General features: G+C 38.7%; 17 protein-coding genes. 1 reads left to right on the top strand and 16 read right to left on the bottom strand.

All coding sequences use genetic code 11. The features are described 5' to 3' along the window. Window positions 1–185: 185 nt before the first annotated feature. From ruvX to glpK, 13 genes are all read right to left on the bottom strand, one after another. On the bottom strand, window positions 186–605 hold the full coding sequence (gene ruvX, locus ACYQ1N_RS04960) for a Holliday junction resolvase RuvX (protein WP_459833478.1): 420 nt from the start codon (window positions 603–605) through the stop codon (window positions 186–188). Window position 606: 1 nt separating this feature from the next. After that, the gene (locus tag ACYQ1N_RS04955; RefSeq protein WP_459833476.1) at window positions 607–864 is read right to left on the bottom strand and encodes an IreB family regulatory phosphoprotein; all 258 of its coding nucleotides are present in this window, start codon (window positions 862–864) and stop codon (window positions 607–609) included. Window positions 865–1102: 238 nt separating this feature from the next. Then, window positions 1103–2032, bottom strand: a complete 930-nt coding sequence (locus ACYQ1N_RS04950; RefSeq protein ID WP_459833474.1) for a mechanosensitive ion channel family protein — start codon at window positions 2030–2032, stop codon at window positions 1103–1105. 199 nt (window positions 2033–2231) lie between these two features. After that, window positions 2232–2636 (bottom strand): ATP synthase F1 subunit epsilon, encoded by a 405-nt coding sequence (atpC, locus tag ACYQ1N_RS04945; protein ID WP_459833471.1) that lies wholly within the window; start codon window positions 2634–2636, stop codon window positions 2232–2234. A 15-nt stretch (window positions 2637–2651) separates the two neighbouring features. Further along, a complete protein-coding gene (gene atpD / locus ACYQ1N_RS04940) occupies window positions 2652–4061 on the bottom strand; it encodes a F0F1 ATP synthase subunit beta (RefSeq protein ID WP_459833468.1) in 1410 nt (469 codons plus the stop codon). A 19-nt stretch (window positions 4062–4080) separates the two neighbouring features. Then, window positions 4081–5043, bottom strand: a complete 963-nt coding sequence (gene atpG, locus ACYQ1N_RS04935) for an ATP synthase F1 subunit gamma (RefSeq protein WP_459833466.1) — start codon at window positions 5041–5043, stop codon at window positions 4081–4083. Window positions 5044–5063: 20 nt separating this feature from the next. Beyond that, window positions 5064–6848 carry a F0F1 ATP synthase subunit alpha gene (gene atpA / locus ACYQ1N_RS04930; protein ID WP_459833463.1) on the bottom strand — a complete coding sequence of 595 codons (1785 nt, stop codon included), beginning with the start codon at window positions 6846–6848 and terminating at the stop codon, window positions 5064–5066. After that, window positions 6845–7336, bottom strand: a complete 492-nt coding sequence (locus ACYQ1N_RS04925; protein WP_459833461.1) for a F0F1 ATP synthase subunit B — start codon at window positions 7334–7336, stop codon at window positions 6845–6847. Before ACYQ1N_RS04925 ends, atpA begins: the two co-directional genes overlap by 4 nt. A gap of 47 nt (window positions 7337–7383) precedes the next feature. Next, window positions 7384–7611 carry an ATP synthase F0 subunit C gene (gene atpE, locus ACYQ1N_RS04920; protein ID WP_459833459.1) on the bottom strand — a complete coding sequence of 76 codons (228 nt, stop codon included), beginning with the start codon at window positions 7609–7611 and terminating at the stop codon, window positions 7384–7386. A 109-nt stretch (window positions 7612–7720) separates the two neighbouring features. Continuing rightward, window positions 7721–8398 (bottom strand): F0F1 ATP synthase subunit A, encoded by a 678-nt coding sequence (locus tag ACYQ1N_RS04915; protein WP_459833457.1) that lies wholly within the window; start codon window positions 8396–8398, stop codon window positions 7721–7723. Window positions 8399–8598: 200 nt separating this feature from the next. After that, window positions 8599–9855 carry an AAA family ATPase gene (locus tag ACYQ1N_RS04910; RefSeq protein ID WP_459833591.1) on the bottom strand — a complete coding sequence of 419 codons (1257 nt, stop codon included), beginning with the start codon at window positions 9853–9855 and terminating at the stop codon, window positions 8599–8601. Window positions 9856–10041: 186 nt separating this feature from the next. Beyond that, window positions 10042–11127: an exonuclease SbcCD subunit D gene (locus tag ACYQ1N_RS04905; RefSeq protein WP_459833455.1), complete on the bottom strand. Its 1086-nt coding sequence runs from the start codon at window positions 11125–11127 to the stop codon at window positions 10042–10044. Window positions 11128–11225: 98 nt separating this feature from the next. Beyond that, complete coding sequence (glpK, locus tag ACYQ1N_RS04900) at window positions 11226–12725, bottom strand: glycerol kinase GlpK (RefSeq protein WP_459833452.1); 1500 nt, start codon at window positions 12723–12725, stop codon at window positions 11226–11228. A gap of 419 nt (window positions 12726–13144) precedes the next feature. Here glpK and ychF point away from each other — a divergent pair, with 419 nt between their 5' ends. Continuing rightward, complete coding sequence (gene ychF, locus ACYQ1N_RS04895; protein WP_459833450.1) at window positions 13145–14242, top strand: redox-regulated ATPase YchF; 1098 nt, start codon at window positions 13145–13147, stop codon at window positions 14240–14242. A 100-nt stretch (window positions 14243–14342) separates the two neighbouring features. On the opposite strand, the gene rpe is transcribed toward ychF, so the two are convergent. The 3 genes from rpe to pknB are packed head-to-tail and all read right to left on the bottom strand — an operon-like array spanning window position 14343 to window position 17615. Then, the gene (rpe, locus tag ACYQ1N_RS04890) at window positions 14343–14993 is read right to left on the bottom strand and encodes a ribulose-phosphate 3-epimerase (protein ID WP_459833448.1); all 651 of its coding nucleotides are present in this window, start codon (window positions 14991–14993) and stop codon (window positions 14343–14345) included. A 10-nt stretch (window positions 14994–15003) separates the two neighbouring features. Beyond that, complete coding sequence (gene rsgA / locus ACYQ1N_RS04885; RefSeq protein WP_459833445.1) at window positions 15004–15891, bottom strand: ribosome small subunit-dependent GTPase A; 888 nt, start codon at window positions 15889–15891, stop codon at window positions 15004–15006. Further along, the gene (gene pknB, locus ACYQ1N_RS04880) at window positions 15888–17615 is read right to left on the bottom strand and encodes a Stk1 family PASTA domain-containing Ser/Thr kinase (protein ID WP_459833443.1); all 1728 of its coding nucleotides are present in this window, start codon (window positions 17613–17615) and stop codon (window positions 15888–15890) included. Before pknB ends, rsgA begins: the two co-directional genes overlap by 4 nt. Window positions 17616–17633: the final 18 nt, after the last annotated feature.

The raw sequence follows: 17633 nt of genomic DNA, 5'->3' as shown, positions 1-17633 counted from the left end.
AATGTATTGCTATTGCTGTTTATGAAGCTTTATATTACCCAAAAATTATCATAATATAAGTGACACTGTTTTATTAGGCACAAAAATAAATACATAGATTCTCTATGCATAAAACCACAAAGTATATACCATAATAAACAAAATATTTTGCACCTGCTTATTAAAATATATAAAAGAAATGCAATTTACATATTTTCTTCCATATATCTTCTCAGTATAAACGAGGCAGCTATCTTATCTATATAATTCTTTCTGTCTTGATATCTAACGCCCGCTTCTTTTAAAATGTCAGTTGCTTCAAAAGTTGAGAGTCTTTCATCCCATAATTCAACCGGGAGTCCAGTCCTACGCTTAATGTTATCTGAAAAATCCATAACACTTTTAGATAATTCGCTTTCTGAATCGTCCATATTAAGAGGTAGACCGACGATTATCTTATCTACCTTATATTCTCTGGCAATTTCTTCTATTCTTGCAAATGTTTTTCGGAGCTTATTGGTATCCTTACGCTTAATAACTTCCAAAGGGTATGCAGTCACGCATAATTCATCGGAAAGTGCCACCCCAACGTGTATATTGCCGTAATCCAAGCCCATCAAACGCATATCAGAGTCCTTTACCCTTAATAAAATATTTAAGAACCTCTTCTACAAGTTCATCTCTCTCTACCTTCATAATAAGGCTTCTTGCATTATTATAACTTGTAATATATGTAGGATCTCCCGACATAATATATCCGACCATCTGATTAACAGGATTATATCCCTTATCTTTAAGAGTAATATAAACCTGTTGTAAAATATCCTCTACGGAAATTGGATTTTCTACCTGCTTATCAAATAAATGTGTATTATTGTCTAACATTATTTCACGTCCTCTCTACTAATATACTGATAATATAGTAAAAAAAAAACTATGTCAACGATAAGAGACTTCTTTAAAATAAAAATATCTTATTATTAACACGTTTTTTTTTAAACTTTAAGGTAAATTTAAGTTACGATGCAAAATTACTTTATTTTAAAAAATACGAGAATTTTGCTGTATGATCAAAACAGTTTATTTATGACAATGCCTTTATAAATCCGTCATTGCTTTTTGATTATTTAATATAATCGCTCTCTATTATATCATTATTCTTCCTTCCGATTTTTTTCTCCTGTTTAGAGCCTGAATCGGAATCTTTCTCGTTAACATTATTTAAATTAACGTTAACTTCATCAACTCTGAGTTTGATATTATGTTTTACTATCTGATTATCAATTAACTCATTCATTCTAAAGAAGGCAGGCCAGTATTTTTCCGGAAGACAATATGAAGTATTTGAAATTCTGATACCGTTCGCATCAAGAGATTTAATTACCGTATTTAAAGGCTGATCCTTCAAAACATATTCGTTTTGGCTCATGGCCTCCACCATAAGTTCTTTCAAGTCTTTAAGGTTGTAGTCATATGAAACCACAAATTCTATGTCTATTCTTCTTACAGGCTCAGAATGGTAATTGATAATATCCGAATTGGCAAGTTTACCGTTAGGTAACGAAACTCCTCTGCTGTCAATGGTTTTTAATTTCGTATATAACATACTGACAGCAATAACTTCTCCCTCAACTCCGTTTGCCGATATATAATCGCCCTTTTTAAACGGTTTAAATATAAGTAATAACAGGCCGCCCGCGAAATTAGATAAACTGCCCTGAAGGGACATCGCAACAGCCAGTGCGGCCGAACCGAGAAGCGCAATGAGAGATGATGTCTGGAATCCAAGTATTCCTATTATTCCGAGGAACAGAACAATGTATAAAACAACCTTTACGGTTGTCTTTATGAATCTGTGTACATCAACATCTATCTTGGTTTTTTTCAGAATCCTATCGAGAAATTTGTTTACAAACCAGCTTATTACTATTCTTCCTACTATGTAAACAAGAATGGAAATTAAAATATTAATTGCAAATTCAATGGCCCAATCTCCGATTTTGGTAAAAAAGTTTGCAAATCCACCCTTAAAAAAAGAAGTTATCTCCTCCATACCGTTCTCCTGTTTTTTGGAAACTAAATATCGACTGTACCCTATAACCAGCTTATGAATATAATATATAACTATTTACGTCTAATCTCAATGCAATATAACTGTTTTAAAACAATAATGTGTTTTTATTTAAAATAAAAGACGGTTACTTCATCGGAAGTAACCGTCTTTTTATAATCAGTAGTATGAAATAACTAAATTAGTTTCCTGAAGAACGAATTCTCTGAACTGCACGGTTAAATGAGTCACTTGATATTCTTCTATCGATACTACTCTGTTTTTCTTTAAGCTCTGCCTCAGCTTTTTCCTTGGCAGCCCTTGCCCTTGCAGCATCAATCTCTTCAGGTTTTTCGGCTGAATAAACTATTGCCGTAACAACATTATTATCAACCGTAACAATACCGCCTGAAACTACTGCTCTCTGCCAATCACCTACGCCGGTTGGAACAAATCTTATCTCACCGATGGCAATCTGTGCAGTAAGCTGTTCATGATTAGCGAGTATCTCAACGGCGCCGTCATAAGCAGGAAATATGAATTTATCACATTCACCCTCGAAGAACATTCTGTCGCATGCAAGGATCTTTAATGAAAATGAAGCCATTATCATTCACCTCACTTACATATTCTGCTCGATCTTAGCTGCCTTTTCCTTAACTTCTTCAATTCTACCAACGTTGAAGAATGCTGCTTCCGGATATTCATCCATTTCACCATTAAGGATAGCCTGGAAGCCTCTGATTGTTTCATCAATAGGAACAAACTGTCCCGGTACACCCGTAAATACTTCAGCTACATGGAAAGGCTGTGAAAGGAATCTCTCTACCTTTCTTGCACGATAAACAACCAGCTTATCTTCATCTGATAATTCATCCATACCCATGATTGCAATGATATCCTGAAGCTGTTTATACTTCTGAAGGATTTCCTGTACTGCTCTGGCAGTCTTGTAGTGCTCTTCACCGACTACATCAGCTTCAAGAATTCTTGATGTTGACTCAAGAGGATCAACGGCAGGATAAATACCCTTTTCCGTAATCGCTCTCGAAAGAACTGTTGTAGCGTCAAGGTGAGCAAAAAGTGTCGCAGGAGCAGGATCCGTAAAGTCATCGGCAGGTACGTATACGGCCTGAACAGATGTAATGGCTCCGGCTTTTGTTGATGTAATACGTTCCTGAAGATCACCTACGTCGTTTGCAAGTGTAGGCTGGTAACCAACGGCTGAAGGCATACGTCCGAGAAGTGAAGATACTTCTGAACCTGCCTGTACAAAACGGAAAATGTTATCAATGAAAAGAAGAACGTTCTTATTTTCAACATCTCTGAAGTACTCAGCCATTGTAAGACCTGTTTCGGCAACTCTCATTCTTGCTCCAGGCGGCTCGTTCATCTGACCGAATACCAGAGCCGTCTTATCGATAACTCCGGACTCAGTCATTTCAAGCCAAAGGTCATTACCCTCACGGGAACGCTCTCCAACACCTGTAAAGATTGAGTAACCGCCGCTCTCTGTAGCTACGTTGTTAATAAGCTCCTGGATAAGAACCGTCTTACCAACACCGGCACCACCGAACAATCCGATTTTACCACCCTTAGCATATGGCGCTAAAAGGTCGATAACCTTGATACCAGTCTCAAACATTTCCGCTACCGGACTCTGCTGATCGAATGAAGGAGCGTCTCTATGGATCTCCCAATGCTCTTCTTCGTCAAGCTGTCCCTTGCCGTCAAGTGTGTTACCGAGTACGTCAAAAAGACGACCGAGCACTTTCTTTCCGACAGGAACCTTAAGTGCAGAACCTGTATCAACAACACTCATATCTCTGTAAAGGCCTTCACTGGCATTGAGCATGATACAACGAACAGTATCATGTCCAATGTGCTGCGCAACTTCCATTACGCTTTTCGTGCCATTGTTTTCAACATAAAGTGCGTTATTAATAGCTGGAAGTGAATTAGCTTTAAACTCAACGTCTACTACAGGACCTGAAACCTGTACAATGGTTCCAATGTTTTGATTTTCGTCCATAGTTGTTATTTCACCTCATTCAACTTTGATTCTTTTTTCTCTTCAATGCTCTTGCTCCGGATGATATTTCAGTGATCTGCTGTGTAATGGCAGCCTGACGTACTCTGTTGTACTTAATTGTAAGGACTCCCAAGAGATCCTTGGCATTATCCGTAGCAGTTTTCATTGCAGTCATACGTGAATTTTCTTCACATGCAGTTGCTTCAACAAATGTACCGTATAAGAAACCGATAACATAGTTTCTCACTACCTCATCGAGAACAACGTGCGGATCCGGATATACAGGATATTCGGATTCATCGTTTTCATCATCTTCCAATGAAGCATCGAATGATGCCTTTGGAATCTTTTTACGGTCAATCGTGATGAAGTTTTCTCTTGAGAATGGAAGAATTTGCTGCATATCAACCGTAACTTCCATTGTATTTATCATTCTTGTGTAGATTACTTTTATTTCATCAAGTTCACCGGAGAGATATTTACGAATCAATTCCTCACCGATAAACCTGACTCTTTCCAAGTCAGGCTTAGTAACCGTGTTATGGAAATCCATATTAACATTATATCCTCTGCCGGCCAGAGTATGTAAACCAAGCTCACCTACAACAAATAATTCATATTCATCCTTTGTCTTTCCGGCAATAGCCGCTTCGACAACGTTAAATATATTAAGATTGTACGCTCCAGCCAAACCTCTATCGGAAGAAAGAACTAAATAGCCCACTTTTTTAGGTTTACCGTCATTGACTAATATTCCGTTATCATCGTATCTGTCACCGAAGAATTCACTCTTGATGTTAGGAAACTTTTTGAGAATTTTAATCATTGTCTGCTGTAAACCGTAGAAATAAGGCTCTGTAGCCTCCAATTGGTGCTTAGCCTTGCGCATGTTAATGGTAGAGATCATATACATGGCTTTAGTGATCTTCATAGTGTCACGTACACCACGCATCTTACTCTTTATCTCTTTAGCACTAGGCATTATACATCCTCCGAGTTAAATTAAGCTTCTGCTTCTTTAGAAACAATATCCTTTGCCTTGAAAGCATTGGCTGCTTCCACTATTGAGTCACGAACATCAGCTTCAAGGACACCTGAAGTCTCAATTGCGCTTACAATATCAGAACAATCAGTATGGAAGTATTCAAGCATTCTTCCCTGGAATGGCTTAATGTCTTTAACTTCAAGGTCTGCAAAAACTCTTGCCGTTGCAGCAACAAGTGTAATAACCTGATCAACCATTGATGATGGATGACCGAGAGGCTGCTTAAGAAGTTCCATAAGAGAACGTCCGTAATTAAGCTGCGCCTTTGTCTTATCATCAAGGTCGGAAGAGAACTGTGTGAACACTTCCATTTCTCTGTACTGTGCAAGATCCACACGAAGTGAACCTGACGCTTTCTTCATGGCTTTTGTCTGAGCTGCACCACCAACTCGGGAAACAGAAAGACCAACGTTAACGGCCGGTCTCTGACCTGAGAAGAATAATTCACTCTCAAGGAATATCTGTCCGTCAGTGATGGAAATAACGTTTGTAGGAACGTAAGCAGAAATATCACCTGCAAGAGTTTCAATAACAGGAAGTGCCGTGATTGAACCTCCACCGGCTTTCTGTGATAAACGTGCCGAACGCTCAAGAAGTCTTGAATGTAAGTAGAATACGTCACCCGGATAAGCCTCACGACCCGGAGATCTTCCGAGAAGAAGTGAAATGGCTCTGTATGCTACAGCCTGTTTTGATAAATCATCATATATGATAAGTACATCTTTACCCTGGTACATGAAATGCTCAGCAAGAGCCGTACCAGCGTATGGAGCAATGTACTGAAGTGAGGCAGGATCCGATGCCGTTGCGGATACAATAATTGTCTGTTCCATGGCACCTGCCTGCTTAAGAGTATTAGCAAGCTTTGCAACTGTTGAAGCTTTCTGTCCGATTGCAACGTAAATACAGATAACACCGTTACCTCTCTGGCTGAGAATTGTATCCGTTGCAATGGATGTCTTACCTGTCTGACGGTCACCGATAATCAACTCTCTCTGTCCTCTGGCAATAGGGAACATTGAGTCAATTGAAAGGATACCTGTCTGCATAGGTACTGATACAGGCTGTCTGTCTACAATAGAAGGAGCCTTGTATTCAATAGGTCTGTATCCTTCGTTGCTAATTTCGCCGAGACCGTCAATAGGTTCTCCGAGAGGATTAACAACTCTTCCGAGGAACTCTTCACCTACCGGAATACTTGCTGATTTGCCTGTTCTGACTACCATACTTCCTTCTTTAAGTCCTGTTTCACTGTCAAGAAGGATAACACCGATGTCTTCTCTTCTGATGTCAAGTACCATACCCTTAACACCACCGTCAAAAACAACGATCTCGCCGTAAAATGCATGGTTAATACCAACTACATTGGCTGTACCGTCGGCTACGCTGATAACTTCACCGACTTCTCTATCAGCTCTGTTAAGAGTGAAGTTCTCAAGTTCGGACTGAATATTAGAGAGCATGTTCTCAGGATCAGCGCCGTCCTTTAATCCACTCTTAAGTTTTTCTGATAGCTGTTCAATACGACCTTTCTCACTCCAGTCGAATTCATGGTTGCCTGCGCGAACCACAAAACCGCTTCCGATGGAACTGTCCTGAACTAAATTAACGTCAAGCTCATCAACGTTAACATCAAGCTGATCAGCAATAAACTTTTTAATACCTGCTAACTGATTGTCAGTAGGCTTAGTAACATAAGTTATAGTTGCTGAACGAATCTGGTTCAAATCAACATCTTTCACTGTTTATCACCTGCTTTATCATTTAAGAATTCATCGAAAAGTGCACCGTCAACATCTGCACCCTTCTGATTAGCTACAAGCTTAGATGTAGCTTCAACAACCATGTCAGCGAGCTGCTTCTCAGCCTTGCTCATAATCTGATTCTTCTGTGCCACTGCAGCATCTCTTGCGTCTTCCACAATCTTTGTAGCTTCGTCATGAGCTGCGTCTGTGATCTTTTTAGCTTCTTCGTCAGCCTTAACTCTTGCTTCTTTAAGAACTTCAGCTTCTTTTACTTCTACAGCTGCGATCTTGTTTGTGTAATCAGCTGCGATTTCGTCAGCTGCCTTACCCTTCTCTGCTGCTTCTTCAAAAGCCGCATCAATTGCTGCTGCTCTTCTTGCAAAGTTCTTATTCATTTTTCTGAATAACATGAAGTTAAGAATTAAATAAATAATAATTACGTTAATAACTGTAAAAATTATACTTGTTATGTTGAAACTTAACATATAACAATACCTCCTTTAGCTTCTTATCAATCTGAACGGCTTATTAATTAGCCCTGACCTAACATGATGATGATAAGAAGCGCAACTACGAAACCGTAGATAGCTGTTGCCTCTGCAAGAGCTGAACCAAGAATAAGTGTTGAACGGATATTTCCGGCTGCCTCAGGCTGTCTTGCAACAGCCTCTGTTGCTTTACCAGTTGCCATACCGATAGAAATACCGGCTCCAATACCTGCCATAACTGCAAGACCTGCTCCAAGTGCTAATGCTCCCATAATAAATCTCCTTTAAATTAAAAATGTTAAATAATGATGAAAATTAATAGTTACAGTTTTTACAAAGCAAAACTTGTTTGTATATTATGTCCAGCTGATTTGGTTTTACTTATTCTTCTGCCGTCTCTGAAATGAACAAAGATGTTAAGAATGTAAATACATATGCCTGGAGTAATCCATCGAATATATCGAAATATAAACTTACTACTGCCGGTGCACCAACAGGAATAACTAAATGGATAAGCTCCATAACAACGAACGCTCCGAGAACGTTACCGAAAAGTCGCATTGCGAGTGATAAAGGTCTTGTGAACAACTCTAAGATGTTCATAGGGTTTTTACCAAATCCCTTTAACCATCCGCCTACACCGTTATTACGGATTGATGCAACCTGAACAAGAACGATACTCATTAAAGCAAGCGCTGCAGTAACGTTGATATCCTTTGTAGGTGGTTTAAAACCGAAAATACCAAATATGTTGCTGAGTCCAACAAAGAAAAGAACTGAACAAATATATGGCGCATAACCCATTGACTCATGGTTAAGCATGTTTTTAACCATTCCGTAGAAATGGTTATAGTAACCTTCCGCAAGAACCTGTCTTCCGGCTAGTTTACGCACTCTGAATCCGGCCGTAATAATGATTGCAAGAACGATTAAAACGCCCATAACAATCCAACTTACAACTATGGATTCACTGACATCTGCCTGGAATCCGCCGATGTTGAAAGAAAACATGTTTTCAACTTGCAGACCGTGCGCGAGTTCTTCGCCTAAATTTTCCATAACTTAAGTCTCATCTCCTTTTTTTTATAGTTTCTAAAAATGCTGAACAATATGTATAGAATATACAAGAAAATACGCAAAAAAGCAAGGTGATTTAATACTTTCTTAACTTTTATGTTATTTAGTTTTTATCTTTATTTAAGTCTGTTTTTTATGTCTGTGGGTTAATAAAATCAACAGTATTTCACATAACATTCATATTATTCGGTTACAAGTGTAATTACACTGTTGTTGTCTCTTCCTTTGTTCACTATTATTTTTTTTGTAATCATTGTATACAAATCAGAAACATGAGAAATCATACCTATAAGTTTGTCTTTTCTGGTTATTCTTTGCAATATTCTCACCGTTTGGTCTAACGTCTGTCTGTCAAGCAGTCCGAATCCTTCATCGATAAAAATCGCATCAAGGCTTATGTCTTTTTTTACGGCAAGTATTTTATCTGACAGACCTAAAATGAAAGAAAGCGATATTAAAAACATCTCTCCCCCGGACATTTCCTTTATGTTTCCGATTGTTGAAGAATAGTTGTCAAATACGCTTATTTCAAACATATCGGCATTCTTTAAATCAGAGTCGAATTTAAGTAAAAATCTGTTATTTGTCATGTCGGAAAGGTATTGATTTGTGTATGAAACAATGTCTTTCATAATGTTATTTTGTATGAATATTTCAAAATAATTTACATTCAGTTTCTCGTTTCCGCTCATTGCGTATAAAAGAGAATCCGTTGAGTTAATTTCTTCCTTTATATAAGACAGTGTTCGTTTTAACTCATTTACATTTTCTATGGATTTGCTGTCCATTTTTATACTGTTATTTATACCGTCGTATATGTCGTCTTCCAAAATAACCTCAGCATTTTCACAATCCGAGCATTCTAATATATTAAGTAATTCATGTTTTTTTTCTGTATATTTTTCGGTAAGCAATGTTTTTTCTATAATTAATTTAAGTTGCAGTTCCGAAGCTTTACCCGTGTCAAATATATCCCTCAATAACTCTCTTTGTTTCTCCGGATCGGAAAGCAAAAATCCCGTGCTGTTTTCCACGGATAAAATACATACTTCAACATACTCATCATAAGTCAGACCGATTAATTTAATTATGTATTCGTTTACTTCCTCCGCCGAAAGTATTTCCCTGCCGTCAGGAAGAGAGAGTTTTACATCTTCCGTGATGTCCGACCCCTCAATGTGCATTCTTCTGACTATATTGTAATTTCTGCCGTTACACATAAATGTAAGCTCAACAACCGTATCGGTTAAATCATCTGCATCCTTTGATCTAATGTCGTCTCTTCTACCGCGTACTTTACCGTATAATGCATATACAATACCGTTAATTATTGTCGACTTTCCGGAACCGGTTGCTCCGGTAATTAAATAGAGTCCGTTACTTCCAAAACTGTCCATGTTTATTTCCGTATAATTTTTATACGATCCGAATGATTTCATTTTTAACAGAAGCGGCCGCATTTTACCTCCTAAATATCAACGAATAAAATGCATAATTATGCAATAATTTCTGTATAAATTTCCTCTCGGACAAAAATATTTACGATTGCATTGCATTTCTCGCAGATTTAAATATCTTTAGTAAATGTTTCAAAAAATTATTAATAATACCTGTATGTAAGAACGTTAATTAATGATATTCAGCAGAATCGTCCTTTCTTTTTCGTTTAACTCCCTTCCGGTTCTTTGAACAAAAAACTCTTCAAAATATACCAACATATTGCTTTCTATCATATTGTCCGATTCAGCGTGCGAATAATTGTCGCTGCACGCATATGACATTATATTCGGCATATTATTTCTTAACAGACCATACATATCCGGAATACTATCCGAACCTTTTAAAACTATATGTACATAGTCGTTTGTTCTTATGTTTTTGATTTCATCAAAGGTTCCGCTGATTACTTTCATGTCTCTCATAGGCGACAATTCTTTCTCCCACAGTTTTAAGTCGCCTTTTTCCGCAATCTCACCGAACGTTACGGTTTTTTTACAATTAGCCTCGAATTTCGAGTATTTAAGCGGTGTTCCGCAATATCTGATTCTTTCGCTTTCTATATACTGTTCGTTATGCAAATGGCCCATTGCAACATAATCGAATCCGTCATATATCTCAGGTTTGATTGCGTCATACATACCTGTAATAACTTTGCCGTTGTCGGCCCTTTTTGATCCTTGCAGGAATTGATGAGAAAGTATAATATTTCTTTTTTTGAAATCAATGTCCGCACCTTCCAGAACCGTCTTCATCATTTTTGTATAATCATCATTTATCTCTCTGTCCGGAAAAAACGGTCTGACGTCAACCGGCTTAATAAAAGGTACAAGAAAAATCCCGATATCCCCGTATTTATCGGTATACTCATATTTTTCAACATTTCCGCCATAGGCTTTGGCAATATATACATTTTGTCCTTTTAAAATATCCGATCCGAATGACAGTCTTATGGCACTGTCATGATTACCGGGTATGACATAGATATATTTACCGTGTTTTGATATTCTGCTTATAAATTTGTCAAATATGCTTACGGCCTCTTCCGGAGGAAACGGTTTATCGTAAATATCTCCGCATATAAACACGACGTCAACATCGTTTTCCAATATGATATCCGACATTTGATCCATAATGTATCTTTGATCTTCCAAAAAAGAATATCCGTTTAATGCCAAACCTAAATGTATATCCGAAATATGCGCAAATCTCATAACAAACCTCCTCTCGAATGTTTTATTGTTTAATAAACTCTGTCATTCAATAATTATAATTCAAATGGATATTTTGCAAAACCAAAAACATATATTATTTAAACATGTCTGCCGATTGTTGTTTCAACAGCCCTGTGCCATCCGTCCAAATTCTTTTTTGCCTTCTCTTCATTGCTGTGCGGAGTAAATATACGTCCGGTCTTTACCAAATCTTTCAATTCATCCCTGCTCTTCCAAAGAGATACGCCCAAGCCTGCCAGGAATGCCGCTCCGATTGCAGTCGATTCCACATTTACCGGCCTGATAACTTCTTTTCTGAGTATATCTGATTGAAATTGAGCAAGAAAATCATTGGTACACGCTCCTCCGTCAATTTTAAGGCTCGTAAGCACCGCATTTGCATCTGATTCCATAGCCTTTATGACATCATATGACTGATAAGCAATGGATTCCAACGCCGCGCGTACTATATGCGCCCTTCCGCTGCCTCTCGTAAGTCCGACTATGCTTCCCTTTGCCTTCCTGTCCCAATAAGGCGCTCCCAGTCCCACAAAGGCCGGTACGATGTAAACGCCGTCATTATCTTTGACCGATACTGCCAAATCATAAGTTTCGTCGGGAGTTGAAATCAGGAACATCTCATCTCTTAACCATTTAATTACCGCTCCCGCAATAAATACGCTGCCCTCAAGAGCATATTTCGGCTTTTTCTCGGTACTTCCCGCCGTGAGAGTTGTAAGAAGACCGTTTTTTGAAACTATCCTGTCTTCACCCGTATTCATCAAAAGGAAACATCCCGTACCGTATGTATTCTTTGCGTCTCCCTTGTCAAAACAGCACTGACCGAATAATGCGGCCTGCTGATCTCCCGCGACACCGCTTATCATGATTTTTTTCCCGAAAACCGTATTTTCAGTTTCGGAGAAATAACTTACCGACGGCTTAACCTCCGGCAGCATACAGGTCGGTATATTGAAATAATTTATTATTTCTTTATCCCATTCCAATGTATTAATGTTAAATAACATTGTTCTTGAGGCGTTTGTATAATCTGTAACATGTGCTCTTCCGCCGGTTAGGTTCCATATAAGCCATGTGTCAACTGTTCCGAATATCACTTCTCCCGCTTCTGCCCTTTTCCTCACTCCCTTTACATTGTCAAGTATCCATGCGATTTTACTGGCGCTGAAATAGGCATCCGGCTTCAATCCTGTTTTTTCTCGTATCGTGTCGGTTAATCCGTCTTTCTTAATCTGCTCTATATATGATTCGCCTCTTGTGCATTGCCACACGATTGCATTGTATACCGGTTTACCGGTCTCTTTGTCCCATACAATGGTTGTTTCTCTCTGGTTTGTAATGCCTATGCCTGCTATTTCATCGGGAGTAATGCCTGCTTCTCTTATGGCTTCACTTGAAGCTGATAATTCACTGTATAATATTTCTTCAGGAACATGCTCAACCCACCCCGGTTTAGGGTATACCTGTTCAAATTCCTTTTGTCCCTTGGCGACTACATTCATCTCATTGTCAAAAATTATACATCTTGATGAAGTTGTCCCCTGATCCAAAACTAAAATATATTTCTTGTTATCCATAATCATAATCCCTACATTGTACTGTTTTATATGCAAGTATATGCATTACAAATGTATATTTGCAACCTTATTTAATATAAAATACTGTTTTTATATATTTTTCACATTACTTAACCCGATTAAATGTCTAAAAATAAAATCCCGGAGAATAGTTATAAATATTACTATTTTAACACTACATATGCTATTATATACACTTGATATTATATATTTTCCGATTCAGATATAACAAAATACCGATAACAAATAGTAATATATTTGTATATTTACACCGTATTATGCTTACATTTCCGTCGTTTGCCGATATCGCAGGCTGTAACAAAAATTAATTGATATCGACAAAATGCCGCTAAGTTCCTTCTTATACGACACTGAATGCGGAATATTATTGTAATTAGATTTTAAGGAGATTTAATACTATGAAATTAGGAATCGTAGGTCTTCCAAATGTTGGAAAGAGTACCTTATTCAATTCTTTGACAAAAGCCGGGGCCGAATCCGCCAACTATCCGTTTTGTACAATTGATCCGAATGTGGGAGTTGTATCCGTTCCGGACAATCGTCTTAAGGTTCTTGCGGACTTATACGGATGTACAAAAATAGTTCCTGCGGTTATTGAATTCGTCGATATTGCGGGACTTGTTAAGGGAGCAAGCAAGGGAGAGGGACTCGGCAATCAGTTCCTTGCAAACATCAGAGAGGTTGATGCAATAGTTCATGTGGTTCGCTGTTTTGACAATGAAAATATTGTTCATGTGGACGGAAGCGTTGATCCTTTAAGAGATATCGAAACCATCAACATGGAACTTATTTTCTCAGATCTTGAAGTGTTGGAAAAGAGACTTGCAAAGCAAAAGAAGGCCTCCATGTCAAACAAGGAACTGGCAAAAGAATGTGAATTTATTCAAAAAATGATTGAGCATCTTGAAAGCGGCAAACTTGCAAAGGATTATGAATTAAAGAGCGAAGATGAAGAAGCCTTTCTTAAAGAATATAATCTTTTAACCGCAAAGCCTGTTATATTCGCCGCTAACGTTACGGAAGATGACCTTGCGGATGAAGGAGCCTCCAACGAATATGTGCAGAAAGTCAGAGAATATGCGAAAGAAACCAACAGTGAAGTATTTGTAATCTCAGCGGAAATCGAACAGGAAATATCGGAATTGGACGATGATGAAAAAGCACTGTTCCTTGAAGACCTGGGAGTTAAAGAATCCGGACTCGACAAGCTTATCAAGGCAAGTTATTCTCTTCTCGGTCTTATAAGTTATTTGACCGCAGGCGTAAAAGAAACAAGGGCATGGACCATAAAGAAAGGTTCTAAGGCTCCCCAGGCGGCCGGAAAGATCCATTCTGATTTTGAGCGCGGATTTATTTGCGCCGAAGTCGTAACATATGACAATCTTGTTGAATGCGGTTCAGTTGCCGCAGCAAAAGAAAAAGGACTTCTTAAACTTCAGGGTAAGGACTATGTGGTTCAGGACGGAGATGTTATAGAATTCAGATTTAATGTATAAATATGCATAAAAAGGATATTATCCCTGTTTTACATTCAAAATGATTATTTTAAGAATGTATGCTGCAGTGATAATATCCTTTTTTAATATATTTTCTGTTTTAGTGTATTTTTTCTATAAATGCTCTTGTATTCGTGGCAATATCGTCTTTAAATACGGCCGATCCCGCTACTATCCAATCTGCTCCGGCATTTACAATGCTTTCAACATTGTCAAGATTTATTCCGCCGTCTATCTCAATGATAACATTAAAATTATTGTCATCAACAATTTTTCGTAACTCTCTGACCTTATCAACAGTATGAGGTATAAGCTTCTGTCCTCCGAAACCCGGTTCCACGCTCATAATAAGCACCTTGTCCACATCGTTTAAAACGGGCTTTAATACTTCTACCTTTGTATTCGGCTTAATTGAAACTCCGGCTTTAAGACCGTACTCCTTTATCTTGTCAATTGTTGCATGTATATCTTTACATGCTTCGTAGTGTACGGTGATGTAATCGGCTCCGCATTCGGCGAATTCTTTGATATATCTTATGGGTTCCTCTATCATCAAATGTACATCAAAAGTTTTATCCGTGGTTTTTCTTATTGACTTAATTACAGGCATACCGAATGAAATACTCGGAACAAATAATCCATCCATAACATCGATATGAATTACATCGGCTCCGGCTTTATCGGTTATCTCTATATCTCTTCCGAGATTTGCAAAATCCGCTGAAAGAATTGATGGTGCAAGTAATGCCATTTGTGTCCTCCTAATATTTCTTTTTTCTGTCTGTGTCTTCACAAAATCTGACATAGCTGTCATAGCGCCCCCGTGAAATGTCTCCCTTCGCAAGAGCTTCCTTGACGGCGCATCCCGGCTCACCTATGTGGATACAACTGTCAAATCTGCATTTTCCGAGAAGCCTTACAAATTCCGGAAAATATGCCGCAATATTCTCTTTACCGATATCCGGTAAATCCATTGAAGTAAATCCCGGCGTATCCAAAATATACGTATCCCTGTCAACTTCAAATATCTCCGAATGTCTCGTTGTATGTTTCCCGCGTCCGATTTTGCTCATTCCGCCGGTTTCCATGTCGGCATGCGGGAAAATACCGTTAATAAGAGAGGATTTGCCGACTCCGGACGGCCCGGTGAGTATTGAAGTCTTACCCTTCAATATTTTCTTAAGTTCATCAACACCGGTTTCCGTTTTTGCGCTTGTATAAAGAATATCATATCCTGTATGAGCAAAATGCGATTCTATCGCATCCAAATCTTCCTTTGATGCATCGTCAACTTTGTTAAAGCAAATCAATGTATCTATGCCGTAATACTCAAAAAAGATAAGTATCTTATCCATAAGAAGAGGTTTGAATTTAGGCTTTGATGCTGACATTACGATAACCGCCGAATCTATGTTGGCACAGGCCGGTCTTATAACCGAGTTTTTTCTCTCTGTAATGTCGACAATGTTGCCCGTCTTTTTATCTTCGTCAATAATGTCAATTACCGCATTATCGCCAACAAGGGGCTTTATCCCTTCTTTGCGGAAAAGCCCCTTTGCCTTACATTCATATAAACCTTTATCTCTTATATCAACATAGTAGAAACCTGCTATGCCTTTTATAATTTTACCGGTAAAAGTCATAATCATTCACCGTCATCATCTGTTGAATCATCATCCGGCTTGTCGTTGTCGGTGTTTGTGTTATTGTTGTTATTCTTATTGTTTTGGTCATTATTGGTTGCAGGTTTTTCCGTAGGCTTAGGTCCCTGACTGATTACCGTCGTAACGGTTGTTCCCGGTTTCACACGTGTGCCGGCCTCCGGACTCTGACTAATGACAGTGCCCTTCGGTGAATCACTGTACTCCGCTCTGACTTCGGTATATCCCAATCCGACTCCCGTTACGGCTGATTGAGCTCCCGACTGGGAATAACCTATAACTCCCGGAACCGTTACATATGATTCCGTTGTGGTTTCTTCCGTAGTTGTCTCTTTTGTCGTTGTTTCCGCATTAGGATTATTTCCCGCTACCGTAATTGTAACAAGAGATCCCTTTGCTACCTTATCTCCCGCATTAATACTTTGATCGATTACGGTTCCTTCGGATTCATCACTCTCATCATCATATGCAACCTTTACCATGAATCCCGCATCCGTAAGAGTTCTTCTCGCCTGAGCCAATGTGCTGCCCTTCACGTTCGGAACTTCAATGGTAGCCTGCGTTTCCGTCGTCACAGCCTCTGTTGTTGCCTCTTTCTTTCCGCCGATCATTCCGTTGGAAGACAATACGACAAGTATGATTATTATTGCGATAATAATGGCTGCGGCAATACCGATACCTACCCACTTCATTACGCCGTTAAGCTTCTCATTGTCTTCATCATCTATATCTACTTTATCATCATAGATATCCGTATTTTCCTTTTCGGCTTCCTTTTTTGCTTTTTCCGTATCCACAAGCTTTGTCTCTGCTCCTTCGACGTTTTCCGCACCGTTTGCGGTCGCTCCCGCCGCGGCAAATGCTGAAGGATCCTGTACAAAGTCGACATCCGGCATAATAAGAGATTTCTTAAGGTCGGAAATAAGTTCACTTACGGACTGATATCTCAAATCCTGTCTTTTATTGGTACACTTTTGAACGATTTTGTCGACGCTTATCGGGATTCCGCTTATATATTCTGACGGCGGTTCTATCTCGTCCTGAATATGATGAACCGCAACGGCAACCGTTGTATCACCGTCAAAAGGAACTTGCCCCGTAAGCATTTCAAAAAGCGTAATACCGAATGAATAGATATCACTTCTTTCATCAAGATATCCGCCTCTCGCCTGTTCCGGAGACATGTAATGCACCGAACCCATTGCATTTGAAGCAACCGTTGTCGTCGATGTTGCAACCCTTGCAATACCGAAATCCGTTACCTTTACTTTTCCGTCTTTTGAAATAATTATATTCTGAGGTTTAATATCTCTGTGAACAATATGATGTTCATGGGCCGCTTCCATGCCGTTTGCAATCTGTATCGCAATGCTTACGGCTTCTTTATATTGTAAATGCCCCTTTCTCTCTATATATTTCTTAAGTGTTATACCTTCGATAAGTTCAAGAACGATGTAATATGTGCTGTCCTCATTACCTACATCATAAACGCTTACAATATTAGGATTATTAAGCACCGCCGCCGATCTCGCTTCCGATCTGAACTTTGCGACAAATTGCTTATCGTCCGAATATTCTTTTTTAAGAACCTTAATTGCTACATATCTGTTGAGCTTATGATCGATTGCACGGTAAACATCCGCCATTCCGCCCGTACCGATTCTCTCAATAATCTCATATCTTTCCGATAAAATAACTCCCTTATTCAACATTGTTTAGGATAGCCCTTT

The organism is Howardella ureilytica (assembly GCF_054657495.1).
Note: the sequence above shows the minus strand (reverse complement) of the source record. Positions and strands in the feature narration are given on the sequence as shown.

Coding starts and splice junctions, on each gene's coding strand:
- ruvX (WP_459833478.1), bottom strand. CDS start 605: ATGCGTTTGATGGGCTTGGATTACGGCAATATACACGTTGGGGTGGCA.
- ACYQ1N_RS04955 (WP_459833476.1), bottom strand. CDS start 864: ATGTTAGACAATAATACACATTTATTTGATAAGCAGGTAGAAAATCCA.
- ACYQ1N_RS04950 (WP_459833474.1), bottom strand. CDS start 2,032: ATGGAGGAGATAACTTCTTTTTTTAAGGGTGGATTTGCAAACTTTTTT.
- atpC (WP_459833471.1), bottom strand. CDS start 2,636: ATGGCTTCATTTTCATTAAAGATCCTTGCATGCGACAGAATGTTCTTC.
- atpD (WP_459833468.1), bottom strand. CDS start 4,061: ATGGACGAAAATCAAAACATTGGAACCATTGTACAGGTTTCAGGTCCT.
- atpG (WP_459833466.1), bottom strand. CDS start 5,043: ATGCCTAGTGCTAAAGAGATAAAGAGTAAGATGCGTGGTGTACGTGAC.
- ACYQ1N_RS04925 (WP_459833461.1), bottom strand. CDS start 7,336: ATGTTAAGTTTCAACATAACAAGTATAATTTTTACAGTTATTAACGTA.
- atpE (WP_459833459.1), bottom strand. CDS start 7,611: ATGGGAGCATTAGCACTTGGAGCAGGTCTTGCAGTTATGGCAGGTATT.
- ACYQ1N_RS04915 (WP_459833457.1), bottom strand. CDS start 8,398: ATGGAAAATTTAGGCGAAGAACTCGCGCACGGTCTGCAAGTTGAAAAC.
- ACYQ1N_RS04910 (WP_459833591.1), bottom strand. CDS start 9,855: ATGAAATCATTCGGATCGTATAAAAATTATACGGAAATAAACATGGAC.
- ACYQ1N_RS04905 (WP_459833455.1), bottom strand. CDS start 11,127: ATGAGATTTGCGCATATTTCGGATATACATTTAGGTTTGGCATTAAAC.
- glpK (WP_459833452.1), bottom strand. CDS start 12,725: ATGGATAACAAGAAATATATTTTAGTTTTGGATCAGGGGACAACTTCA.
- ychF (WP_459833450.1), top strand. CDS start 13,145: ATGAAATTAGGAATCGTAGGTCTTCCAAATGTTGGAAAGAGTACCTTA.
- rpe (WP_459833448.1), bottom strand. CDS start 14,993: ATGGCATTACTTGCACCATCAATTCTTTCAGCGGATTTTGCAAATCTC.
- rsgA (WP_459833445.1), bottom strand. CDS start 15,891: ATGATTATGACTTTTACCGGTAAAATTATAAAAGGCATAGCAGGTTTC.
- pknB (WP_459833443.1), bottom strand. CDS start 17,615: ATGTTGAATAAGGGAGTTATTTTATCGGAAAGATATGAGATTATTGAG.